General features: G+C 39.8%; 22 protein-coding genes. 10 read left to right on the forward strand and 12 right to left on the reverse strand.

The window, feature by feature from the left end:
• Positions 1-163: 163 nt before the first annotated feature.
• Positions 164-259, reverse strand: a complete 96-nt coding sequence (locus tag DV424_RS02935) for a methionine/alanine import family NSS transporter small subunit (protein WP_005629210.1) — start codon at positions 257-259, stop codon at positions 164-166.
• Between the two features lies 1 nt (position 260).
• A complete protein-coding gene (locus DV424_RS02940; protein WP_118859008.1) occupies positions 261-1787 on the reverse strand; it encodes a sodium-dependent transporter in 1527 nt (508 codons plus the stop codon).
• A gap of 245 nt (positions 1788-2032) precedes the next feature.
• Between DV424_RS02940 and ilvG the strand changes: the two genes are divergently transcribed.
• The 5 genes from ilvG (at position 2033) to ilvA (ending at position 7976) form a co-directional block, all read left to right on the forward strand.
• Positions 2033-3691 (forward strand): acetolactate synthase 2 catalytic subunit, encoded by a 1659-nt coding sequence (ilvG, locus tag DV424_RS02945; RefSeq protein ID WP_118859009.1) that lies wholly within the window; start codon positions 2033-2035, stop codon positions 3689-3691.
• On the forward strand, positions 3691-3909 hold the full coding sequence (ilvM, locus tag DV424_RS02950; RefSeq protein ID WP_118859010.1) for an acetolactate synthase 2 small subunit: 219 nt from the start codon (positions 3691-3693) through the stop codon (positions 3907-3909). The genes ilvG and ilvM overlap by 1 nt, the downstream gene beginning before the upstream one ends.
• A gap of 13 nt (positions 3910-3922) precedes the next feature.
• Entirely contained in the window at positions 3923-4165 is a 243-nt protein-coding gene (locus DV424_RS02955; RefSeq protein WP_118859011.1) for a hypothetical protein, read from the forward strand.
• Between the two features lie 350 nt (positions 4166-4515).
• Positions 4516-6354: a dihydroxy-acid dehydratase gene (gene ilvD, locus DV424_RS02960; protein WP_105888077.1), complete on the forward strand. Its 1839-nt coding sequence runs from the start codon at positions 4516-4518 to the stop codon at positions 6352-6354.
• Positions 6355-6434: 80 nt separating this feature from the next.
• Positions 6435-7976: a threonine ammonia-lyase, biosynthetic gene (gene ilvA / locus DV424_RS02965; RefSeq protein ID WP_118859012.1), complete on the forward strand. Its 1542-nt coding sequence runs from the start codon at positions 6435-6437 to the stop codon at positions 7974-7976.
• A gap of 37 nt (positions 7977-8013) precedes the next feature.
• Here the strand turns inward: ilvA and dnaE are convergent, their stop codons facing one another.
• Positions 8014-11493, reverse strand: coding sequence for a DNA polymerase III subunit alpha (gene dnaE, locus DV424_RS02970; protein ID WP_118859013.1), 3480 nt, complete (start codon positions 11491-11493; stop codon positions 8014-8016).
• 231 nt (positions 11494-11724) lie between these two features.
• On the opposite strand from dnaE, the gene DV424_RS02975 reads away from it, so the two are divergent.
• The gene (locus DV424_RS02975) at positions 11725-13377 is read left to right on the forward strand and encodes a phospho-sugar mutase (RefSeq protein ID WP_118859014.1); all 1653 of its coding nucleotides are present in this window, start codon (positions 11725-11727) and stop codon (positions 13375-13377) included.
• A 125-nt stretch (positions 13378-13502) separates the two neighbouring features.
• Here DV424_RS02975 and purT read toward each other — a convergent pair whose 3' ends face one another.
• From purT to DV424_RS02995, 4 genes are all read right to left on the reverse strand, one after another.
• Positions 13503-14684, reverse strand: a complete 1182-nt coding sequence (gene purT / locus DV424_RS02980; RefSeq protein WP_118859015.1) for a formate-dependent phosphoribosylglycinamide formyltransferase — start codon at positions 14682-14684, stop codon at positions 13503-13505.
• 8 nt (positions 14685-14692) lie between these two features.
• Positions 14693-15196: an S-ribosylhomocysteine lyase gene (luxS, locus tag DV424_RS02985; RefSeq protein WP_118859016.1), complete on the reverse strand. Its 504-nt coding sequence runs from the start codon at positions 15194-15196 to the stop codon at positions 14693-14695.
• Positions 15197-15528: 332 nt separating this feature from the next.
• Complete coding sequence (locus DV424_RS02990) at positions 15529-16002, reverse strand: YqaA family protein (protein WP_118859017.1); 474 nt, start codon at positions 16000-16002, stop codon at positions 15529-15531.
• Positions 16002-16604, reverse strand: a complete 603-nt coding sequence (locus DV424_RS02995) for a beta-phosphoglucomutase family hydrolase (protein WP_118859018.1) — start codon at positions 16602-16604, stop codon at positions 16002-16004. The genes DV424_RS02990 and DV424_RS02995 overlap by 1 nt, the downstream gene beginning before the upstream one ends.
• A 114-nt stretch (positions 16605-16718) precedes the next feature.
• On the opposite strand from DV424_RS02995, the gene DV424_RS03000 reads away from it, so the two are divergent.
• The gene (locus tag DV424_RS03000) at positions 16719-17120 is read left to right on the forward strand and encodes a PRD domain-containing protein (RefSeq protein WP_118859019.1); all 402 of its coding nucleotides are present in this window, start codon (positions 16719-16721) and stop codon (positions 17118-17120) included.
• 31 nt (positions 17121-17151) lie between these two features.
• Here the strand turns inward: DV424_RS03000 and DV424_RS03005 are convergent, their stop codons facing one another.
• Positions 17152-18447, reverse strand: coding sequence for an NAD(P)/FAD-dependent oxidoreductase (locus tag DV424_RS03005; protein ID WP_118781869.1), 1296 nt, complete (start codon positions 18445-18447; stop codon positions 17152-17154).
• Positions 18448-18588: 141 nt separating this feature from the next.
• Here DV424_RS03005 and DV424_RS03010 point away from each other — a divergent pair, with 141 nt between their 5' ends.
• Positions 18589-19641: an extracellular solute-binding protein gene (locus DV424_RS03010; protein WP_118859020.1), complete on the forward strand. Its 1053-nt coding sequence runs from the start codon at positions 18589-18591 to the stop codon at positions 19639-19641.
• A gap of 70 nt (positions 19642-19711) precedes the next feature.
• On the opposite strand, the gene hslU is transcribed toward DV424_RS03010, so the two are convergent.
• Together hslU and hslV are read right to left on the reverse strand one after the other, a co-directional pair.
• Positions 19712-21046, reverse strand: a complete 1335-nt coding sequence (hslU, locus tag DV424_RS03015; protein ID WP_118859021.1) for an HslU--HslV peptidase ATPase subunit — start codon at positions 21044-21046, stop codon at positions 19712-19714.
• 10 nt (positions 21047-21056) lie between these two features.
• The gene (hslV, locus tag DV424_RS03020) at positions 21057-21584 is read right to left on the reverse strand and encodes an ATP-dependent protease subunit HslV (RefSeq protein ID WP_005652018.1); all 528 of its coding nucleotides are present in this window, start codon (positions 21582-21584) and stop codon (positions 21057-21059) included.
• 217 nt (positions 21585-21801) lie between these two features.
• On the opposite strand from hslV, the gene aphA reads away from it, so the two are divergent.
• Positions 21802-22509: an acid phosphatase AphA gene (aphA, locus tag DV424_RS03025; protein ID WP_118776364.1), complete on the forward strand. Its 708-nt coding sequence runs from the start codon at positions 21802-21804 to the stop codon at positions 22507-22509.
• 68 nt (positions 22510-22577) lie between these two features.
• Here the strand turns inward: aphA and secB are convergent, their stop codons facing one another.
• Positions 22578-23087: a protein-export chaperone SecB gene (secB, locus tag DV424_RS03030; protein WP_005629412.1), complete on the reverse strand. Its 510-nt coding sequence runs from the start codon at positions 23085-23087 to the stop codon at positions 22578-22580.
• Between the two features lie 10 nt (positions 23088-23097).
• Positions 23098-23544 (reverse strand): rhodanese-like domain-containing protein, encoded by a 447-nt coding sequence (locus DV424_RS03035; protein ID WP_005635667.1) that lies wholly within the window; start codon positions 23542-23544, stop codon positions 23098-23100.
• Positions 23545-23792: 248 nt separating this feature from the next.
• Here DV424_RS03035 and DV424_RS03040 point away from each other — a divergent pair, with 248 nt between their 5' ends.
• Positions 23793-25115, forward strand: coding sequence for an anaerobic C4-dicarboxylate transporter (locus tag DV424_RS03040; protein WP_118776362.1), 1323 nt, complete (start codon positions 23793-23795; stop codon positions 25113-25115).
• The last annotated feature ends 91 nt before the right edge of the window (positions 25116-25206 follow it).

Below are 25206 nucleotides of genomic sequence, written 5' to 3' on the forward strand. Positions count from 1 at the left end.
TAAACATTAAAAATATTAGAGGCTAAAGTAGATTAGCAATGATGTTAATCTGCTTCAGCCCCTTAAATAATATCGAATAATGCTTGTTAATAATCTACACCTTAATCAATTGGTTATTTAGTCCAAATTTTGGGGACAGATCAAAGTGCGGTCAGATTTATGATTATTCTTCTTTTGGTAATCGAATCAGGGCGTAAACCAATCCACCCCATACCAAAGCGAGAGACACGATCATCATAATAATTGCACCAGTACTCATTTTATTCTCCTTTAGTTTCATCAATCGTTAATTTGGTTTCGCTTTTCCATTTTAAGCGAGAAAGGAAAAATGCCACGACAAGTAAGCTAATAGACATTCCCCAACCAAAGGTGTTTACGAACCAGTTTGGATAACCTTCGTAACCTTCAGAGAAGACTTTCGCGCCTTCACTGAAAAGCATGAATGCTAAAACACCACTCGTTAATACAATGCATAAACGCCAGAAGAAACCTACTTTGAAAGATGATGTTTCGTTTAAGTGATTACCTAATAAACCGAGTTTTTCATTTGCCACAATCGCAATTAAAGAAGCAAATGCTACGGCAACAATACCGAAATAGTTCACGAATTTATCGAATACATCTAACATTGGTAAGCCAGTTGTCGTACCGAATAAGATGACAGAAACTAACATCATTGGCACACCCACGATGAATGCTACTTTCCCACGGCTAATACGAATTTTATCTTGAATTGCGGAAATAATTACTTCGATAACGGAGATGAATGAAGTCAATGCGGCAAAGGTTAATGATCCAAAGAACAATACGCCTAGCACTTCGCCAAATGGTGCTTTGTTGATGATGGTTGGAAACGCAAAAAATGCTAAACCAATTCCACCTTTTGCTACTTCACTAACTTCTTGACCTTGCGCTGTTGCAATAAAACCTAATGCTGCAAATACGCCGATACCCGCTAACACTTCAAAGCTACTGTTAGCAAAACCTACAACCAAGCCACTTCCCGTTAAATCGGATTCTTTTTTAAGATAAGAGGCGTAAGTCACCATAATCCCAAATCCAATAGAAAGAGAGAAGAAGATTTGTCCATAAGCGGCAATCCATACACTTGGATTGGATAATTTTGTCCAATCTGGTGTAAATAATGCATCTAAACCTTTTGCTGCGCCGGGTAAGAATAAGGAATAAATCACAAGTGCCATAAACATCACAACAAGCACTGGCATTAATACGGAGGAAACCTTAGCAATTCCTTTTTGGACGCCCATAGAAAGTACGCCTAAGGCAACAATCCACATCGCAATTAATGGGGCGGTTACCATACCAACAAATTCAAAGCTGATACCGTTTTTAATATCGCCCATTTTTAAAAATTCGCCGATGAAGAAATCAATAGGTTTATCACCCCACGCGCCAGTGAAAGAAAAATATGTGTAGCTTGCCGCCCAGCCTAATACTACAGCGTAGTATAATCCGATGATGACATTTACCATCATTTGCCACCAGCCAAACACCTCAAAATGCGGGCTAAAACGACGATAAGAAAGTGGCGCACCACCACGATGACGGTGCCCAATTGCATAATCTAGGAATAAAAGAGGAATCCCTGCGGTTAACAACGCGATAAGGTAAGGGATAATAAATGCGCCACCACCGTTTTCATAAGTGGTGTAAGGGAAACGCCAAATATTACCAAGACCAACGGCAGAACCAATTGCTGCCAGAATAAATGCACGACGACCAGAAAAAGTCTCACGCTTTTGTGCTTTTGGGACTGAGTGAGCCATAAATTATCCTATGTAAAAAAATGAAAAGAGTTTCAATATAATGAAATCTAATCATCAGTCAATAAATAAGCCAAAAGAGCGGTAAAAATTAATGAATTTTTTAATAAAAAGAACATAAACATTCAAAGCAAGCCAATTTTCACCGCACTTTTTTCGTTTTTTTCGCGCCAAGCCCTACCAATGACTCGAAATTTCGCTACAATGCTGAACTTATCCCAAAATAAAAACAACAGGAAACAAACACAATGACAGGTGCACAACTCATCATGGAGTGCCTGAAAGCACACCATGTCACGACTCTTTTCGGCTATCCAGGCGGTGCAATCATGCCAACCTACGATGCCCTTTATGATGCAGGCTTAGATCACTTACTTTGTCGCAATGAACAAGGGGCTGCAATGGCTGCGATTGGCTATGCTCGCTCCACGGGAAAAGTGGGCGTCTGTATTGCTACATCAGGCCCTGGCGCAACGAATTTAGTCACTGGATTAGGTGATGCCATGATGGACTCCATTCCAGTTGTAGCCATTACCGGTCAAGTTTCCTCTCCATTAATCGGCACGGATGCGTTTCAAGAAGCGGATGTTCTAGGTCTTTCCCTTGCTTGTACCAAACACAGTTTTATCGTTCAAAGTGCGGATGAATTAGCTGATGTTTTTGCGGAAGCCTTTGAAATTGCCCAAAGCGGACGTCCTGGACCAGTTCTTATTGATGTGCCTCGTGATATTCAAGTTGGTGAAGTGCCTGCGAATGTAAAAGCCTACGTTAAAACATTAGAAAAACCGACCGCACTTTCGGCAGATAAACTCGCTGAAGCAAAAGAATTATTAAAAAATGCTAAAAAACCGGTGCTTTATGTGGGTGGTGGCGTTGGTATGGCGAAAGCTGTTCCTACCTTACGCGAATTTTTAGCCCAGACCCAAATACCATCCGTCTCAACTTTAAAAGGTTTAGGAGCAATTGATCCAAATGATGATGTGTATATGGGCATGATTGGTATGCATGGCACAAAAGTTGCTAATTTTGCTGTGCAAGAAAGTGATTTATTACTCGTATGCGGTGCGCGTTTTGACGATCGTGTAACAGGTAAACTCGATACTTTTGCGCCTCATGCCAAAGTGATTCATTGTGATATTGATGCAGCGGAAATCCATAAATTACGCCGTGCAGATGTTGCATTACAAGGGGATTTAATCCAAGCACTTAATGCACTTAAACAAGATCTTGATATTGAACCTTGGCGTGAACAAATCAGAAATTTCAAAGCAAAATTAGATTTCACTTATGTTGAAAATCAAGGCAATCGCCCGATTGATCCTTGGGCATTACTCAACACCCTATCTAATCGCAAACCAAATAATGCAGTAATTTGTACCGATGTGGGTCAGCATCAAATGTGGTCAGCGCAACACATGAAGCATTTTGCGCCAGAAAACTACATTACATCGGCAGGTTTCGGCACAATGGGTTTTGGCTTACCCGCTGCAGTGGGAGCAAAAAAAGCACGCCCACAAGATGAAGTCATTTTGGTCACGGGTGATGGCTCACTCATGATGAATATCCAAGAATTAGGTTCAATCAAACGTGGCAATTTACCGGTAAAAATTTTGCTATTGGATAACCAACGCTTAGGTATGGTTCGTCAATGGCAGGATTTATTCTGGAATAAACGTCGCAGTGAAACCATTTTAGATGACAACCCAGATTTTGTGATGCTTGCTAACGCATTCGGTATTCCTGCAGAACGTATTGAGTCAGCCGATGATGTGGATGCCGCACTCAACCGATTATTAAACAGCAAAACAGCCTATTTATTACAAGTATGTATTCCACCTGATGAATGTGTATGGCCACTTGTGCCACCGGGCGCATGTAACGCGGATATGGTAGAGGAGATGAACTAATGAATGAATATAAACTTGAACTCGTTGCTCGTCATCGCCCTGAAGTACTAGAACGCATTTTACGCGTAGCACGCCACCGCGGTTTTACCGTTACAACGATGGACATGACACTAATTGAAACCCAAGTGCGGTTAAAAATCACCGTAAAATCTGACCGCACTTTAGATCTATTAGTGAATCAGTTGGCAAAATTGCCAGATGTTTTAAATATTATTTAAAAAGGAAGACATTATGACTAAATTTTTTAAATCATTTTTAGCCGTATCAGGATTAGTATTCGCAACTTCATCACAAGCTGCTTATGTTCTCACTTATTTGCAAAACTATACAGGCTATATGACAACACTCTCAATTCATAATACAAAAGAGCATTGTGAAAAGGCGAAAGAAAATTTTCAAAAAGAATTTGAAGGACAATACGATACAAAACAAATGGTTTACAAGTGTGTAGATATAGCTAATGGAGCAATTTAATTTAAATGTGGTTAAAAATTACTATTAAATCTGACCGCACTTTTATTTTAATCGGTAGGCTCTTTATCTAAATAATTGCATTTATAAACTTAATTTTATCGAATAATTTCTTCGTATTATCTTCTGTCAAATCTCCCCACCCCCTCTTTGCTAAAGAGGGGGAGTAACGAGCGAGATTTTGTATCATTGTTCTACTTTGATATGGCAAATATAAATTAGTCAGATGACAGCAAATTTATAAAGAAAATCCCCTCTTTAGCAAAGAGGGGGTGGGGAGATTTGGCAGTCTTAATTAATGAAGAAATTAGTAATACAAACAAACCCTAAAATTTTACTCGGAGAGATTATTTATGCCAAAACTACGTTCAGCGACTAGTACACAAGGTCGTAATATGGCAGGCGCACGTGCCTTATGGCGTGCAACAGGGATGAAAGAAAATGACTTTGGTAAACCGATTATTGCGGTGGTGAACTCTTTCACTCAATTCGTACCTGGGCATGTGCATTTAAAAGATATGGGACAGCTTGTTGCTGCTGAAATTGAAAAAGCGGGCGGCGTAGCAAAAGAATTCAATACTATTGCGGTGGATGATGGTATCGCGATGGGACATGGCGGGATGCTTTATTCTTTACCAAGCCGTGATTTAATCGCTGATAGCGTAGAATATATGGTCAATGCGCACTGTGCTGATGCGATGGTGTGTATTTCCAACTGTGACAAAATCACTCCAGGAATGTTGATGGCGGCAATGCGTTTGAACATTCCGACAATTTTTGTCTCAGGCGGCCCGATGGAAGCAGGTAAAACTAAACTTTCTGATCAATTAATCCGCTTAGATTTAGTAGATGCGATGATTGAGGCAGCCGATCCGAATGTAAGCGATGAGCGTATTGATGCGATTGAGCGTAGCGCTTGCCCAACTTGTGGTTCTTGCTCTGGCATGTTTACCGCTAACTCAATGAACTGCTTAACTGAAGCCTTAGGTTTATCTTTACCTGGTAACGGTTCCATGTTAGCCACTCACGCAGACCGTAAAGAATTATTCTTAAAAGCAGGTCGTCAAATTGTCGAGCTTTGCAAACGTTATTACGAACAAGATGATGCAAGCGTATTGCCTCGTTCAATCGGTACTTTTGATGCCTTTGAAAATGCAATGAGCCTCGATATCGCAATGGGTGGTTCAAGTAACACTGTTTTACACTTATTAGCGGCAGCACAAGAAGCAGGCGTGGATTTTAAAATGGAAGATATTGACCGTTTATCGCGCAAAGTGCCTTGTTTAAGCAAAATTGCACCAAACACCAATAAATATCATATGGAAGACGTACACCGTGCAGGCGGTATTATGGGATTGTTGGGTGAATTAGATCGTGCTGGATTAATTCATAAAAATACACACACCGTGCTTGGAATGAGCATGGGAGAGCAACTAGACCAATACGATATTATTCGCAATCAAGATGAAGAATTACATAAATTCTTCCGTGCAGGCCCTGCAGGTATCCGCACAACTCAAGCATTCTCACAAGATTGCCGCTGGGATACCGTTGATAATGATCGTGTAAACGGTTGTATTCGCAATAAAGAAAATGCGATTTCACAAGAAGGTGGCTTAGCCGTATTATTCGGTAATCTCGCTGAAGACGGATGTATCGTTAAAACCGCTGGTGTAGATGAATCTATTTGGAAATTCACAGGCACTGCTATCGTATTTGAAAGCCAAGAAGATGCGGTTGCAGGCATTTTAGGCGGTAAAGTCAAAGAAGGTCATGTTGTTGTTATCCGTTACGAAGGCCCTAAAGGTGGACCTGGTATGCAAGAAATGTTATACCCAACCAGTTACTTAAAATCGATGGGCTTAGGCAAAAAATGCGCTTTATTAACGGATGGGCGTTTCTCTGGTGGTACATCAGGCTTGTCTATTGGACACGCATCACCAGAAGCTGCTTCTGGCGGTGCAATAGGCTTAGTACGTGATGGCGATATTATCAACATTGATATTCCAAATCGTGCAATTAACTTAGAAATCAGTAATGAAGAACTCGCAGCACGCAGAGCCGAACAAGATCAAAAAGGTTGGCAGCCTGCTCACCGTGAGCGTGAAGTATCTTTCGCATTGAAAGTATTCGGTCACTTTGCGACCTCAGCGGACAAAGGTGCGGTACGCGATAAAACATTATTAAGATAATTTAACGGTTCCCCCTCTTTCATAAGAGGGGGATAAAACAAAGGAAAAACTAACCGCACTTCATCATCAAAACAAACACTATGAAAAACCTACTCAGCAATCCTCAACCTTCTCAATCAGATTATATCAATGCCATTGTTAAACTTGGTTCACGCGTATATGAAGCAGCGCAAGTGACCCCTTTACAAAAAATGGGAAAACTTTCTGAACGACTGCACAATAATATCTGGATTAAACGAGAAGACCGTCAGCCAGTAAATAGCTTTAAACTACGCGGCGCTTACGCAATGATTTCTAGCCTTTCAGCAGAACAAAAAGAAGCGGGCGTGATAGCGGCATCTGCAGGTAACCATGCGCAAGGCGTGGCATTATCAGCGAAACAATTAGGCTTAAAAGCATTGATTGTCATGCCACAAAACACCCCAAGCATTAAAGTGGATGCAGTGCGTGGTTTTGGTGGCGAGGTGTTGTTGCACGGTGCTAATTTTGATGAAGCTAAAGCAAAAGCGATTGAGCTTTCAAAAGAAAAAAATATGACATTTATTCCTCCATTCGATCATCCATTAGTGATCGCAGGGCAAGGCACGTTAGCGATGGAAATGCTACAACAAGTGGCAGATTTGGATTATGTGTTTGTACAAGTCGGTGGAGGCGGTTTAGCTGCAGGTGTGGCAATTTTGCTTAAGCAATTTATGCCAGAAATTAAAATCATCGGTGTAGAATCAAAAGATTCCGCGTGCTTAAAAGCCGCTCTCGATAAAGGCGAACCAACAGATTTAACCCATGTTGGATTATTTGCCGATGGCGTTGCCGTAAAACGCATTGGCGACGAAACATTCCGCCTATGTCAGCGATATCTTGATGATATGGTATTGGTCGATAGTGACGAAGTATGCGCAGCAATGAAAGATTTATTTGAGAACGTTCGTGCTGTTGCAGAACCATCAGGTGCGTTAGGTTTAGCCGGTTTGAAAAAATATGCAAAACAAAACCATATTGAAGGCAAAAATATGGCGGCAATTTTGTCTGGCGCGAACTTGAATTTCCACACATTACGTTATGTATCTGAACGTTGTGAAATTGGTGAAAACAGAGAAGCTTTATTAGCCGTGACCATGCCTGAACAACCTGGTAGTTTCTTAAAATTTGCTTATGTATTAGGTAATCGAGCAGTAACCGAATTCAGTTACCGTTATGCAGATGATAAACGTGCTTGCGTGTTTGTTGGGGTAAGAACGACAAATGAGCAAGAAAATGCAGATATTATTGCAGACCTCACTAAAAATGGTTTTGATGTTGAGGATATGTCTGATGATGATATTGCGAAAACGCACGTTCGCTATTTAATGGGAGGTCGAGCAGCCAATAATAACGAACGCTTATATACGTTTGAATTTCCTGAGCAAAAAGGTGCGTTATTGAAATTTTTAGAAACCTTGCAAAATCGTTGGAATATTTCATTATTCCATTATCGTGCCCATGGTGCGGACTATGGAAATATCCTTGCTGGGTTCCAAATTGAAGAATGCGAACAAGCAGAATTTGAACAGGCACTTGCCCAACTCAATTATGTTTTTGAAGATGTAACAGAAAGCAAATCTTATCGTTATTTCTTACGTTAATCTTATAAAAAGGCGTGATATTTTTCACGCCTTTGTCTTATTCAAACTCTAATTCCACCGCACTTTCGCCAAGTAAATTCACTAATTCCGTCAGAATTTCATCTGTTGGAATAATTGACCATTGCACGCCTAAACGTAACAACGCACGACCTTTCGGACTTTGATAATACACGTTAATCGGCAAGGTTCCACCACTCACTGGCTCAAGTAATGCTTTAAGTTGTTTAATGAAACTTGGTGTAATTTGATGATCAGAAAGACTAATAGCTAAAGATTTGACATAACGAGAACGCGCCTCATCCAAGGTCATTAACTCTCGCACCGCCATTTTTAAGCCGCCAGAAAAATCATCAAAGCTCACTTGCCCAGAAGCAACAACAACGGTATCTTTTTGTAATTTCTCACCAAATTGCTCTAGGCTTTCGCCAAATAATGTTAAATCTAAGCGACCAGAACGATCGTCTAATGTAGCAATGCCTAAGCGATTGCCTTTTTTTGTGATTGCAATTCGTGATGCGACCAATAATCCCGCCACAGTGCTAATTTGTCCACGGCGATTGGGTGCAAGATCTTTCAACCGCGTCGATGTGTAATGGGAAAGTTCTTTTAAATAACGGCTAACAGGATGGCTGCTTAAATAAAGCCCCAAGGTTTCTCGCTCACCATCAAGGATTTGTTTTTCGGTATAAGGCGGTGTATTGGAGTAGGCATTTTCCACTTCTTCATGGGTTTCAGTCAGCACACCGAACATATCCGTTTGCCCCATTGCTTCATCTTTCGCATGCTGATCGGACGCTCTAAGCGCATCTTCTAAATTCTTAGAAAGTGCGGCGCGATGTGGGCCTAATTTATCAAAGGCACCCGACATAATTAGGCTTTCAAAGGTACGACGGTTAATTTTTTTCAAATCTACACGAGCGCATAAATCGAATAAATCTTTGAAAATCCCCCCTTCATTTCTTGCCGTCACAAGTGCTTCAATCGGGCCTTCTCCTACCCCTTTAATCGCACCAATCCCATATACAATTTCGCCTTGTTCATTGACGCTAAAATGGTGTTTGCCGATATTAATATCTGGTGGCGTTACTTTTAAGCCCATACGTAAACATTCATCGTACAAACCTACGATTTTATCCGTATTATCCATTTCAGATGTCATCACTGCAGCCATAAATTCTGCAGGGAAATGGGTTTTGAGCCAAAGGGTTTGGTAAGACACCAAGGCATAAGCAGCGGAGTGAGATTTATTAAAACCATAGCCAGCAAATTTTTCCACCAAGTCGAAAATCTTCATGGATAGCTCGCCATCTACGCCGTTTTTCTCCGCACCTTCTTTAAATACAGAACGCTGTTTTGCCATTTCTTCTGGTTTCTTTTTACCCATTGCTCGACGCAATAAGTCAGCCCCACCCAAGGTATAGCCAGCCAACACCTGCGCAATTTGCATCACTTGTTCTTGATACAAAATAATACCGTAAGTCGGCTCAAGAATAGGTTTCAAGCTTTCATGTTGATATTCTGCGTCAGGGTAAGAAACTTCTTCTCGCCCATGTTTACGGTCGATAAAGTTATCCACCATACCTGATTGTAACGGACCAGGACGGAACAATGCCACCAACGCGATAATATCCTCAAAACAGTCAGGCTGCAGGCGCTTAATCAAATCCTTCATACCTCGCGATTCCAGCTGGAACACGGCTGTAGTTTCGGAACGTTTAAGTAATTCAAAAGATTCAGGATCATCAAGTGGAATGGAGGCAATATCAACTCGAGGCTTGCCTTCACGCACCATACGAGCATTAATCATATCCAATGCCCATTTAATGATGGTGAGAGTGCGCAAGCCTAAGAAGTCGAATTTAACAAGCCCCGCATATTCCACATCATTTTTATCAAAGTGAGTAACCGGATGTAAGCCTTCATTATCACAATAGAGCGGTGCAAAATCAGTAATTAAGGTTGGCGAAATGACCACGCCTCCAGCATGTTTACCCGCATTACGCGTCACACCTTCCAGCTTACGCGCCATATCAATCAACGCTTGCACTTCTTCATCGCTGTCGTAGGCGGTCTGTAATTGTGGTTCGGCTTCAAATGCTTTCGCAAGCGTCATTCCAGGATCTGGCGGAATTAATTTCGAAATACGATCAACGAAACCATACGGATGCCCCAATACGCGCCCCACATCACGAATCACCGCTTTTGCCGCCATTGTACCAAAGGTAATAATTTGTGATACCGCGCCACGGCCGTAGGTTTCAGCAACGTGTTCAATCACGCGATCGCGACCGTCCATACAGAAATCCACGTCGAAATCAGGCATAGACACACGTTCTGGATTTAAGAAACGCTCAAATAGCAAATCAAACTCTAACGGATCTAAATCAGTGATTTTTAATGCATAAGCCACTAATGAACCCGCACCAGAACCACGACCGGGCCCTACTGGAATATCGTTATCCTTAGACCATTGAATAAATTCCATTACGATCAAGAAATAACCCGGGAACCCCATTTGGTTAATTACATCTAGCTCAACTTGCAAACGTTCATCATATTTTGGCCGTTTTTCTAACCGCACTTTTTCATCAGGGAATAAAAAAGCTAAACGTTCTTCCAAACCTTCTTTAGCTTTTTGCACTAAGAAATCTTCTGTACTTAAATCTCCCGTCGGGAATTGAGGCAAGAAATATTGACCAAGGCGCAAAGTCACACTACAACGCTGCGCAATTAATAAGGTATTTTCGAGAGCGGAAGGAATGTCTGCAAACAGCTTACACATTTCGTCTTCGCTGCGGAAATATTGCTGTGAGGTATAACATTTTGGACGTTTAGGATCGTCTAAAGTATAGCCATCGTGAATCGCTACGCGAATTTCATGAGCCTCAAAATCATCAGATTTCAAAAACATCACATCGTTCGTCGCCACCAAAGGCAATCCATGACTTTTAGCTAATTTTAATGCTGCTTGGATATAACGTTCTTCATCAGGTCTGCCAGTGCGCGTAAGCGCAAGATAAAAATGATCAGCAAAAAACTCTTGGTAAAAAGCGACCGCACTTTCAATTTCGGCTACGTTTTCTTTCAACAATTTTTTACCTACATCGCCTTGCGTCCCTCCCGATAAAATAATCACTCCCTCGCGATGTTCAATTAACCAATTTTGATCGATATAAGGATAGTCATCATAACCGCGCTGATAGGCTTTTGAGAGTAATAATGTAATGTTTTTATAGCCTTCGTTATTTTTAGCCAGCAAAGTAAGATCAAAGTATTCATCGCCACACAATGCGCTTTTGACCTTTACATCTGCCCCGATAATTGGCTTCATCCCCGAAGAAAGCATTTCGCCATAAAAACGCACCACACCACAAAAATTAGTAAAATCCGTTAATCCCATCGCGACCATTTCATTGGCAGCACAAGCTTTCACCAGAGGTTTCACTTTGACAATACTATCAATCATCGAAAAATCTGTGTGCGTGCGAAGATGGACGAAACGAGGCTGGGATGACATTGAAAATCCTTAAAGTGCGGTTAAATTTTGCCGTAAATATTGAGGTGGTATTATAGCGAATTTTTCAAATAAATGCCTATGCAACAAACGGCTTTCCTAATTCGCTCGGATAACCGATTGCGTGAACAAAAAATGTTAAATAGATCAAAATTTTGATAATTATCCGTTCCCATTTTGGGTGATTTCGGCTAGTCTAACAGCGATTTATTTCAAGAGAATAAGGATGATCCTATGACAACTCTTTTTCATATAGCGCAAAATTGGTTAAACCAAGATCCTGACGCAGAAACTCGTGCAGAATTAACCGCACTTTTAGATGCGGCAAAAGGCGGAGATAAAGCGGTTGAAGCAGAATTGCACGCACGTTTTGATGGTCGCTTACAATTTGGTACGGCTGGTTTACGTGGCCGTTTACAAGCTGGCTCAATGGGGATGAACCGAGTGTTAGTTTCTCAAGCTGCTGGCGGTTTAGCGGAATATTTAAAAGGTTACGATAAAGAACCATCAATCGTAATTGGTTACGATGGCCGTAAAAACTCTGATGTATTTGCCCGTGACACCGCTGAAATTATGGCAGGCGCAGGCGTAAAAGCCTATTTATTACCACGCAAATTACCGACTCCAGTTTTAGCTTATGCTGTCCAATATTTTGATACCACTGCAGGTGTAATGGTAACAGCAAGCCATAATCCACCGGAAGATAACGGCTATAAAGTGTATTTGGGCAAAGCAAATGGCGGCGGTCAAATCGTTTCACCGGCAGATAAAGACATCGCAGCATTAATTGATAAAGTTGCGGCTGGCAATATCCAAGATTTACCACGTAGCGATAATTATGTAGTGTTAAATGATGAAGTTGTAGATGCGTACATTACAAAAACTGCATCATTAGCTAAAGAGCCAGCTTGCGACATTAACTATGTTTATACCGCTATGCACGGTGTTGGCTATGAAGTTTTAAGTAAAACGCTAGCAAAAGCAGGCTTACCACAACCTCACGTAGTCGCAGATCAAGTTTGGCCAGATGGCACATTCCCAACTGTGAATTTCCCAAATCCAGAAGAAAAAGGCGCATTAGATTTAGCAATTAAAGTGGCAAAAGAAAAGAATGCTGAATTTATCATTGCTAATGACCCAGATGCAGACCGTTTAGCCGTTGCGGTGCCTGATGCGCAAGGCAACTGGAAATCACTACACGGCAACGTAGTAGGCTGTTTCTTAGGTTGGTACTTAGCAAAACAATATCAAGGTAAACAAGGCACATTGGCTTGCTCACTTGTTTCTTCTCCTGCACTCGCTGAAATTGCGAAAAAATACGGTTTCCAATCAGAAGAAACCTTAACTGGTTTCAAATACATCGGTAAAGTATCTGGCTTATTGTTCGGTTTTGAAGAGGCATTGGGCTATTTAGTGGACCCAGACAAAGTACGCGATAAAGACGGTATTTCTGCAGCAATCGTGTTCTTAGATCTTGTGCGTAACTTGAAAAAACAAGGCAAAACTTTAGCAGATTATGCTGATGAATTTACCAAAGAATTTGGTGCTTATGTAAGTGGACAAATCTCTATTCGAGTCAGCGATCTTTCAGAAATTGGAAAATTAATGACCGCACTTCGTAACAATCCACCAGCAGAAATTGCTAGCGTGAAAGTGGCGCAATTTATCGATCATACTAAAACAGATCGTCAAAGCGATATCCTTGTATTCAACTTAGAAAATGACGGACGCTTAATTGCTCGTCCTTCAGGTACTGAACCAAAAATTAAATTCTACTTAGATGCGCGCGGTAAAGATCCAAAAGATGCAGATCGCGTATTGGCAGAATTTGATGAAGGTGTTCGTCACATTCTTCGCCAAGATGCTTATGGTAAGCAAGATTGCTAATTAATCGCTTCTAAAAATAAAACGCACTTTGTAGAAAGTGCGTTTTTATGAGCCTAATATTGCTAAAAAAATCAATTGTTAGTCATTTAATAAAATGCAATAAATTTTTACCGCACTTTCGATTTTTATAAACTAATTTCTAGCTGTTCATAAGCTTGTTTTACCTTTTCCAACGCTTTTTCAACGGATACATCGCGCGCAAGTAAAACGCCTAAGCGTCGATGACCATTCACTTCACCTTTGCCAAATAATCGAATATTAGTATGAGGTTGTGCCAGTGCTTTTTCGATTCCACCAAATTGCACATTTTGTGATTTGCCTTCCACAACAATAGCTTTAGATGCCGATGGGCTAATCAACGTAATTTCGGGGATTGGTAAACCTAAAATCGCACGAGCATGCAAAGCGAATTCAGAAAGCTCTTGAGAAATCAGCGTTACCATTCCTGTATCATGAGGACGCGGTGATACTTCATTGAAAATCACCTCATCACCACACACAAACATCTCTACACCGAAAATACCGAATCCACCCAATGCACTGGTAATCTTCTCAGCAATCGATTGCGCTTTTGATAGTGCAATATCCGACATAGCTTGAGGCTGCCAAGATTCCCGATAATCACCATCTTCTTGACGATGACCTATTGGCGCGAGGAAACTTGTACTATTGATATGGCGTACTGTCAGTAACGTGATTTCATAATCAAATTTGACAAAACCTTCAACAATTACTCGACCAGCGCCAGCACGCCCACCTTCTTGCGCGTAATCCCAAGCTTTTTGAATATCATCTTTAGACTTTAAAATGCTTTGCCCATGTCCAGAAGAAGACATAATCGGTTTCACCACGCAAGGAATACCAATTTTTTCGACCGCACTTTGAAAGTCCGAAAAATTATCCACAAATTGGTAAGGCGAAGTTGGTAGCCCTAACTCTTCTGAAGCTAAACGACGAATCCCTTCACGATTCATCGTAAGTTGAGTGGCTTTTGCAGTCGGCACAACATTAAAGCCGGCTTGTTCTAATTCAACCAAAGTGGCAGTCGAAATAGCTTCAACTTCGGGAACAATGTAGTCAGGCTTTTCTTTCTCCACAAGCGTTTTCAATGCATTACCATCTAACATAGAAATGGTGTATGCACGATGTGCCACTTGTTGTGCTGGGGCATTTTCATAGCGATCAACTGCAATAACTTCAACGCCTAAACGTTGCAATTCAATCACTACTTCTTTACCTAGTTCACCAGAACCCAACATCATTACTTTGGTTGCATTAGGGGTTAATGCTGTGCCAAGTGTTGTCATGATTTCTCCTATTTTAATAACGAATCATCGAGTGCCAAATCTTCATTTTTATTCACGTCCACACCACGAGCGATAACATTTTTTGCAATTTCGTGTGCTTCTTCCAAAGAATGTTCGGTATAAGTACCGCATTGATAAATATTTAATTCAGGGATAGTTGTTTGATCTCGCACACCTAAAATATCCTTCATTGAAGCCAACCAAGCTTGTGCTACTTGCTGTTCATTTGGTGTACCAATCAAGGACATATAGAATCCCGTGCGACATCCCATCGGAGAAATATCAATAATTTCAACGCTATCGCTATTTAAATGATCACGCATGAAACCCGCAAACAAATGTTCAAGCGTATGAATACCTTTTGGAGGAAGAATTTCTTTATTTGGAATACAAAAACGTAAATCAAAAATGGTAATGTCATCACCTTTTGGTGTACGCATCGTTTTTGCAACACGTACTGCTGGTGCATTCATTTTGGTATGATCCACTTTAAAACTATCAAGTAATGGCATAAAGTTTTCCTTATAAATCAGTAAATTAAAAATAAATTTGAATAAATGTTCATTTTTTTGCAAATTCTAATGAACTTTATGGCAAGGCTCATTGTCTTATGTAACAAGCAACTTGCAGTTGTTTTAATAAAATTGGTTCCTTAGGTTATTTGCCCCACATTTATTGTGGGGCTTTTTTTATCCCGAATTTTTATTTAAAAAATTTTTAGAAAAATTTGAACTTTCTTATAAAGTGCTAGTCTCATAGAACAAGCAACTTGCAGTTGTTTTAATAAAATTGGTTCCTTGGGTTATTTGCCCCGCATTCATTGTGGGGCTTTTTCTTGCGCATTTTATAATAAGAATGGTGCACTAAAAAACAATAACGCAACATAACGAACCAGTTTTCCAAGAAAGATAAAGACGCTACTTGCCACAAAATTTAATCTTAACCAACCTGCTATGGCACAAAATAAATCACCAACGACAGGTAACCAGCTTAAAAGTAAAGTAATCGCCCCATAACGCTTTATCTGATTCATGACCCATAAAGTGCGGTGATTTTTTGGATCGAATTTTGGCATCCATCGCCCAATCCCGTAAGTAGTTAAACTCCCCAATCCATTGCCAAGCGTGGCGAAAAAAACGAGTGCCAATATATCTGTACTAAATAAAGATCCCAACACTAATTTAGGTACAGCAATAGCAACAAACACAACTTCTGAATTACCTGGTAATACCGTTGCACTCAAGAATGCACTGACAAACATAAGGCATAACGCATGAGTTTGCCAAAAATCAGCGCTAAAAAATGAAAAAATATCCATTATCTTGGCGAAATGATTTCTCGTGTACGCACATCAAACACGTCCATTCCCGCATTTAATCCCGCTTGCACGCCTAAATCAGCATCTTCAAATACGATACAACGACTTGGATTCGCTTGAATTAATTCCGCACAACGTAAAAAAGTTTCTGGATGTGGTTTATGTTCTTTTACATCATCTGCACTGACAATGACATTAAAGTAAGGTGCAATAGCCAGTTTATCCATCAACATATCAATAATTTTACGGTGTGAGCCAGAACCTAGAGCAATCGGCTTTTTCTGATGAAAAGATTTAACAATTTCAAAGGTTGGCAATAACTTTGATTGAGTCGGAATAAGTTGATAAGACAACTCACGTTTTGCAGCCAACACATCCTCAATTCGATCAAGTGGCATATTCGCTGCTTTCATCATTTCCCCCGCGATGGTTCGAACCGTCGCCCCGCCGAAGTTATACATAATTTGGCAATCAAATTCATAGCCAAATCGCTCTCCCACCATCGTCCAAGCCTGTGCATGCACGGGCATGGTATCGATTAAAGTGCCATCCATATCAAAAATCAATCCTTCATATGGATTGAACATCTCATAATCTAACATTTTTACATCCTTACAAATTTTTTACCATTTTGCTACAAAACTGTGATCTGTGCACTGTTTTATTTCAGTAAAGTGCGGTAAATTAGTGAACAAATTTTGAACTAATAAAAACAAATGCGGTTATTTAAGCAACTAGAACGTTGGAAAATTCGCAGGCAAATAAATCAATCTATTATTGATGCGGTATTTCGTTTACGAGATCGATTAGCTCATTACTGGCAAGCTGATGTGAATACGCCTCAAATGGATTTTATGCTACTCCACATTGCTTGCAGCTTAGGTCGAATAGAACGAGGGGCTTGCGTTTCACCACTTTATCCAGAAATGCTCGAAGAAATTCAAAGTGCGGTCATTTTTCCACAAGTTTTAGCCATCCATCAAGATTTGCTCAAGTTGATGCCGTTTTCCATTCCTGAAGCAGAACAAACTTATTTTTTAGCGAACATTCATTCTTTGGTTCTTGCACAGAAGCAATTAAAACATGTGGTGATAAATAAGCCCACTTATAAAAAATGACCTAGCTTTTAAACTAGGTCATTTTTATATCTTAACGATATTTATCTAGAAATTTGTAATACTGCACACCAATTTTTGTCGCAAGATCTTTGATAATTCGACCACCGTAAACAGAAGGGACTTTCAGACCTTCAAAAATAGATAAACGTTCATCGTCACCCAAAATCGCCTCCGCTACAATTCGCCCCGCAAGACCAGTCAAAGCAACACCGTGACCAGAATAACCATGAGCAAAATAAATGTGCGGAGAAATACGACCAAAATGTGGCGTTGAATTTAACGTCATATCAATCGGACCAGCCCATCCATAATCAATTTTTACATTTTCAAGTTGCGGGAATACGCGTAACATATTTTTCCGCATAATCGCGACCATATCTTTTTCTGAGCTAGAATCACTACCAAAGAGCAAGCGATTGTCCGCACTTAAACGATAATAGTCTAATAATAAATTGTTATCGCACACCGACATTCCATTATTAATCACGGAATCAGCAACCGCTTGGCTTAACGGCTCTGTGGCAATAATAAAACTTTCTACAGGTAATATTTTACGATTAATTCCGTGATGAATAGATTTTGGGAGAGCATCAATATAAGCATTGGTGGCTAAAATAACGTCTTGAGAAATAACCGCACTTTTAGCTGTTTTAACCTCAACGCAACCATTTTTCTCAACCATATCCACTACGGGAGATTGTTCAAAAATCTGAACACCAAGATCGACACAAGCTTTCGCTAAACCTAAGCAATAATTAAGTGGATGTAAATGCCCTGAGTTACTATCAAATAAGCCCCCTACATAAATATCACTGCCTAAGTGCTGTTTTAATTTAGCCTTATCCCAAAGTTGCATATTCTGATAGCCAAAATTCTCATGACTTTCTTTTTCAATTTCAATTAAGTCATCCATTCGGCGTTCATTTAATGCCAATGTGGCATAGCCTTTTTTCCAGTCGCACTGAATGCCATATTTTTCAATACGTTCATCAATAATATCAATGGCCTCTAATGACATATTCCAAAGTTTATGCGCTTTATCTTCGCCAACTTGTTTAACGTATTCATCAATGCCTTCTTCAAAACCATTAATTGCCTGCCCACCACTGCGACCAGAAGCACCAAAGCCTACTCGAGCGCCCTCTAATACAATAACTTTTTTTCCTTTCTCCGCCAGTTCTAATGCCGCAGATAAACCAAAAAATCCAGCCCCGATCACACACACATCAGCATGTTCAATTTGAGTTAATGGAGGGAATTGAAAATCTTGGTTACGAGAGTCGAAATAATAAGAGCGAACGTGTTCTTGATAGGCAAAATTAAGCATAAAAAATCTCTTAGGAAAAAACTGGCAAAATCTTACCCCGAAAGGGAAATATGTCAAACCTTTTACGAAAAAAATGCTATACTGCGCGCGCGCAAAATTTGCGCGTTTTATGATGAACGATAACCCTCGGAGGTCAATAAATTGAAAAAATTCTTTGCTCACTCACTCAAAAATCTTTTCCTTTCCACTACCGCACTTTTCGCGGCTTCTGCTTTTGCCAATAACAAACTTTACGTCTATAACTGGACAGACTATGTACCTTCTGATTTAGTCGCACAGTTCTCTAAAGAAACCGGCATCGAGGTGATTTATTCTACCTTTGAAAGCAACGAAGAAATGTACGCGAAACTCAAACTTACTCAGAATACAGGCTCTGGCTATGATTTGGTGTTTCCATCAAGTTACTACGTAAATAAAATGATTAAGGAAAAGATGCTTCAACCGATTGATCAAAGTAAATTGACCAATATTCATCAAATCCCTAAACATTTATTAAATAAAGAATTCGACCCAGAAAATAAATATTCATTACCTTATGTTTACGGCTTAACAGGTATTGAAGTTAATGCAGATGAAATTGATCCTAAAACCATCACCAGCTGGGCGGATTTATGGAAACCTGAATTTAAAGGTAAAGTTCTTATGACCAGTGATGCGCGTGAAGTGTTCCACGTAGCATTATTACTTGATGGTAAATCGCCAAATACCACCAATGAAGAAGACATCAAAACAGCTTATGAGCGTTTAGAAAAACTTTTACCAAATGTGGCGACCTTTAACTCTGATTCGCCAGAAGTCCCTTACGTACAAGGTGAAGCAGCAATTGGTATGATTTGGAATGGTTCTGCTTATTTAGCACATAAAGAAAATCCATCTCTTCAATTTGTGTATCCCAAAGAAGGCGCAATTTTCTGGATGGATAACTATGCGATTCCAACTACAGCAAAAAATGTTGAAGGCGCGCATAAGTTCATTGACTTCTTACTTCGCCCAAAAAATGCCAAAGTTGTGGTAGAACGCATGGGCTTTTCTATGCCAAATAATGGGGCGAAAACACTGCTAAGCGCGGAAGTTGCTAACGATCCAAAATTATTCCCACCTGCGGAAGAAGTGGAAAAAGGAATTATGCAAGGCGATGTAGGAGAAGCTGTTGATATTTATGAAAAATATTGGAGCAAATTAAAAACCAATTAATTTCTAAATTTAGAAAACAAAAAAGTGCGGTGAAAATTCACCGCACTTCTTGTATCAGGAAAGAAAATATTTAAAGAATAAAACGACTTAAATCTTCATTTTCAACCACTTCGCCAAGTGCATCCGCTACATAAGCCGCATCAATATTGATAGTTTGACCATTCATGTCACTTGCACTGAAAGAAATTTTATCCATCAAACGTTCCATTACCGTATGTAAACGACGTGCACCGATATTTTCCGTTTTTTCATTCACACGGAATGCAGCCTCAGCAATTTTCTTCACTGCGTCGGTTGTAAATTCAATATTCACCCCTTCTGTTGCCATCAAGGCTTTGTATTGCTCGGTTAAAGAGGCATGTGGCTCCGTTAAAATACGCTCAAAATCAGCCGCACTTAATGCGGTAAGTTCCACACGAATCGGCAAACGTCCCTGCAACTCTGGAATTAAATCTGAAGGACGAGCAACTTGGAATGCACCAGATGCAATAAATAAGATATGATCAGTTTTAACCATTCCGTGTTTGGTGCTAACGGTTGAACCTTCCACTAACGGAAGTAAATCACGTTGCACGCCTTCACGCGATACATCAGCCCCACTGTATTCACCTTTCTTACAAATTTTGTCGATTTCATCAATGAAGACGATACCATTTTGTTCCACAGCATCAATGGCTTTTTGTTTAAGTTCTTCAGGGTTAATTAATTTCGCTGCTTCATCATCAATCAATGCTTTCAACGCATCTTTAATTTTCATTTTGCGTTTTTTCGTTTTATCTGAACCCAAATTTTGGAACAATGATTGCAACTGGTTTGTCATTTCTTCCATGCCCGGAGGAGCCATAATTTCAACGCCCATAGACACGCCCGCCGACACATCAATTTCGATTTCTTTATCATCTAATTGACCTTCACGTAATTTTTTACGGAACGCTTGGCGAGTGCTGCTGTGACTATCATGGTTTTCAACTTCGCCCCATTGATTTTTAGCTGGAGGAAGTAAAGCATCTAAGATACGCTCTTCGGCAGCATCTTCAGCTCTTGCTCTGTTCTTCGCAATTTCCTGCTGGCGAACAAGCTTCATCGCACTATCCGTTAAATCACGAATAATGGAATCCACCTCTTTCCCCACGTAACCTACTTCAGTAAATTTCGTTGCTTCCACTTTGATAAATGGTGCGTTAGCTAATTTTGCTAAACGGCGCGCAATTTCAGTTTTACCCACACCAGTTGGGCCAATCATCAGGATATTTTTTGGGGTTACTTCGTGACGCAGAGGTTCTTGAAGCTGCATACGACGCCAACGGTTACGCAACGCAATCGCCACAGCACGTTTTGCATCGGCTTGACCAATAATATGTTGATCTAATTCAGAAACTATTTCGCGAGGAGTCATTTCAGACATAGCTTTTTCCTTAATTCGGTAATTCTTCAATAGTGAAATTGGTATTTGTGAACACGCAAATATCACCAGCAATTCTTAAAGATTTTTCAACAATTTCACGAGCAGAAAGTTCGGTATTTTCCACCAATGCACGTGCTGCAGACAACGCATAGTTACCACCCGATCCGATTGCTAAAATTTGATCTTCTTCGGGCTGAACCACATCGCCAATACCCGTGATGATTAAACTTTCTTTTTCATCCGCCACAATTAACATCGCTTCTAACTTACGAAGTGCACGATCTGTACGCCAATCTTTCGCTAATTCCACCGCACTTTTTAGCAAATGCCCTTGATGCATTTCAAGTTTACGTTCAAATAATTCAAAAAGTGTAAATGCATCTGCCGTTCCACCCGCAAAACCAGCAAGTACCTTACCATTATATAAACGGCGTACTTTACGAGCATTACCTTTCATTACGGTATTGCCTAAAGAAACTTGTCCATCACCGCCTACGACGACTTGCCCATTGCGACGTACGCTTACAATCGTTGTCATTGTTCTGTCCTTTATAAAGTGAAAAGTTGTTCGTTATATGGCGGTAAATTAACAAAATTCAAGGGAAAATACTCTTTTGCCGATTTATTCGCCAAAAATAATCAAAAAATGTGAGCCGGATCATACTTCAAGATAGCAAACGTTTGCTTTAAATTGATATAAAACATAGAATGTGTATGATACATAGCATTCAATGACCATCCAACTAGGAGTTTTTATGAAAAATATGATTAAGCTATCTGTCGTAGCTTTATTAACCGCAGCAGCAATTCCAGCTATGGCAGGAAAAACTGAGCCTTATACTCAATCAGGTACAAATGCACGTGAAATGTTGCAAGAACAACCAATTCACTGGATCTCAGTAGATCAAATCAAAAAAGAATTAGAAGGCAAAGGCCCAATTAATGTCAGCTTTGATATTGATGACACCGTACTTTTCAGCAGCCCTTGTTTCCATTATGGTCAACAAAAATATTCTCCAGGTAAACAAGACTACTTGAAAAACCAAGATTTCTGGAATGAAGTTAACGCAGGTTGCGACAAATACTCAATTCCAAAACAAATCGGCGTTGATTTGATCAAAATGCACCAAGAACGTGGAGACCAAATTTATTTTATTACAGGTCGTACTGCAGGGAACGTGGATGGCGTAACACCTGTATTACAAAAAGCGTTTGATATTAAAAATATGCACCCTGTTGAATTTATGGGCGGACGTGAACGCACAACTAAATACAACAAAACCCCAGGCATTATTGCGCACAAAGTTACCATTCACTATGGCGACAGCGATGATGATGTGCTAGCAGCTAAAGAAGCGGGTATTCGTGGTATTCGTTTAATGCGTGCAGCAAACTCTACTTATCAACCAATGCCAACTTTAGGCGGCTATGGCGAAGAAGTGTTAATCAATTCAAGCTATTAATTGACCGCACTTTAACAACAAAAAAGGCAAGTTAGGATTCCTAGCTTGCCTTTTGTTTTACCACTTAATTAGTGTTTAGTTTGACCTTCTTCAGATTTTTCTTCTGCATTTTCTGCTTGTTGACGATTCATATATTCAACAAATAATGCATCAAAGTTTACTGGAGATAAATTCAACGCAGGGAACGTGCCGCGATTTACTAGGTTAGACACTAATTCACGCGCATAAGGAAAAAGCATATTCGGGCATTGAGAGGTTAAACAATGCGCCATTTGAACATCTTCTAAACCGCTAATCGTGAATACGCCCGCTTGTTTTACTTCACAAATAAATGCGACATCACCACTATCTTCAAGTGTAGTTTCAACAGAAATGTTTAATACTACTTCATATAAGTCATCACCAACTTGGGTTGTTTCGGTACTTAAATCAAAACCAAGTTTTGGTTTCCATTCTTGTTGGAAAATATGTGGCAGATTTGGTGCTTCAAAAGACACATCTTTCACATAAATACGTTGAATTTGAAGAACCGGTTGTTGTTCTTCTGTTGCTGCAACGTCTTGTTTTTGTTCTGACATTTTCGATTCCTTATTTATGTTTTTTAACTAAAGGTAAATTTGCCGCTGCCCATGCAGAAATGCCTTCTTTTAACACAAACACACGGTTAAAACCTTGTTTCGCTAAAAGTGTAGCTGAAGCTGGTGCGGAAACACCGTTAATATCTACCAACACAATTGCTTTTTCTTTGTGTTGTTCAATTTTACCGATGTTTTGATTTTTAATTTCGCTTGGAAGTAAATTAATGCTATCAATGATATGACCACGTTGAAATTCTTCAATACTACGTAAATCCACCACAATAGCTTCATCCGCGTTGATTAAACGAATCACCTCATTGTGAGTGATGACTTTAAATTTACTCGTTGCGCCTTTATAGAAGGTATAAATTACCATCACGAAAATCGCAAACCAAGAAACCGCTAAAAGAGTATGTTTTTGAGCAAACTCTGTTGCCATTGGGATAAATTCTTGCATTGTTTTCTCTACTGATTAAGTACATCAAAATAGGGTTCAAGTATAACCGCACTTGGGTTATCTTTCAAAAAAATTCTTATGAACGTTAAATACCTTGAATTATACATCTATTTCTAAACTAGAAATAACCGCACTTTTGACCACAATTTATTGATCCATGTTATGGAATCTATACCTATTTGTTGCTATATTAAGCGCTGTTTTAACAAATAAAACAAAGATGTTTTTTAATTAACTTAGGGGGCAGTATGTCTGCAATGTTCTTACTACAATTTGCCATCGTATTATTGTGTATCTTTGTGGGTGCACGTGTAGGTGGTATCGGGTTAGGTGTATTTGGTGGTTTAGGCCTTGCTATTCTTTCTTTTGGCTTTGGTCTAAAACCAGCAGGTTTACCTATTGATGTTATGTTTATGATTATGGCTGTAGTTTCTGCAGCAGCGGCAATGCAAGCGGCTGGCGGTTTAGACTATATGATCAAAATCGCAACGAAAATCTTACGTCGTAATCCTAAACATATTACTTTTATCGCGCCAGCAGTAACTTGGTTATTCACTTTCTTAGCGGGTACTGGTCACGTAGCATATTCTGTATTACCAGTTATCGCTGAAGTGAGCCGTCAAAACGGTATCCGTCCAGAACGTCCAATGTCAATGGCGGTAATCGCATCACAATTTGCTATCGTAGCAAGCCCTATTGCGGCAGCTGTTGTAGCGGTCGTAGCTTACCTTGAACCTCAAGGCATTCATCTTGGCGACGTATTAATGGTAACTATTCCTTCAACCATCTTAGGTATTTTTATTGCTTGTTTATTTGTAAACAAAATGGGTAAAGAATTAAAAGATGATCCGGAATATCAACGTCGTTTAAATGATCCAAAATATGCAGATATTTTTGCTTCTACCACTTCAGTCAAAGAAGTAGAAGTGAGCAAAACAGCTAAAATTTCTGTTTCTTTATTCTTATTTGGTTCATTACTTGTTGTAATCATGGGTGCGGTTCCATCTTTACGTCCGGTATTTGATGGTAAACCAATGGGTATGGCACACACTATCGAAATCATTATGTTATCGATTGGTGCGTTAATCATCTTAACTTGTAAACCAGATGGCACTGAAATCACTAAAGGTTCTGTGTTCCACGCAGGTATGCGTGCAGTAATCGCAATCTTCGGTATTGCATGGTTAGGTGACACCTTGATGCAAGCGCACATGACCGAAGTAAAAGAAATGGTGAAAGGCTTAGTTGAAACTGCACCATGGGCATTTGCTTTCGCGCTATTTGTACTTTCAGTATTAGTAAACAGCCAAGGTGCAACAGTAGCAACATTGTTCCCACTTGGTATCGCATTAGGTATCCCAGCACCAGTATTAATCGGTGTATTTGTTGCGGTAAATGGTTACTTCTTTATCCCTAACTATGGCCCAATCATCGCGTCTCTTGACTTCGATACCACGGGTACAACCAAAATCGGTAAATACATTTTAAACCACAGCTTTATGCTTCCAGGTTTATTGAGCATGCTTTTCTGCTTATTAATCGGTTTAGGTCTTTCTCACGTTATTCTTTAAAATGTGATTCGATAACAAAGAACGGTGCTGAAATAGCACCGTTTTTTATTTCTCAAATATAAACAGAAAATAGATAAAAAAATACCGCACT

This window comes from Haemophilus haemolyticus, from assembly GCF_003493605.1.
GTDB classification, from domain to species: Bacteria; Pseudomonadota; Gammaproteobacteria; order Enterobacterales; family Pasteurellaceae; genus Haemophilus; species Haemophilus haemolyticus_J.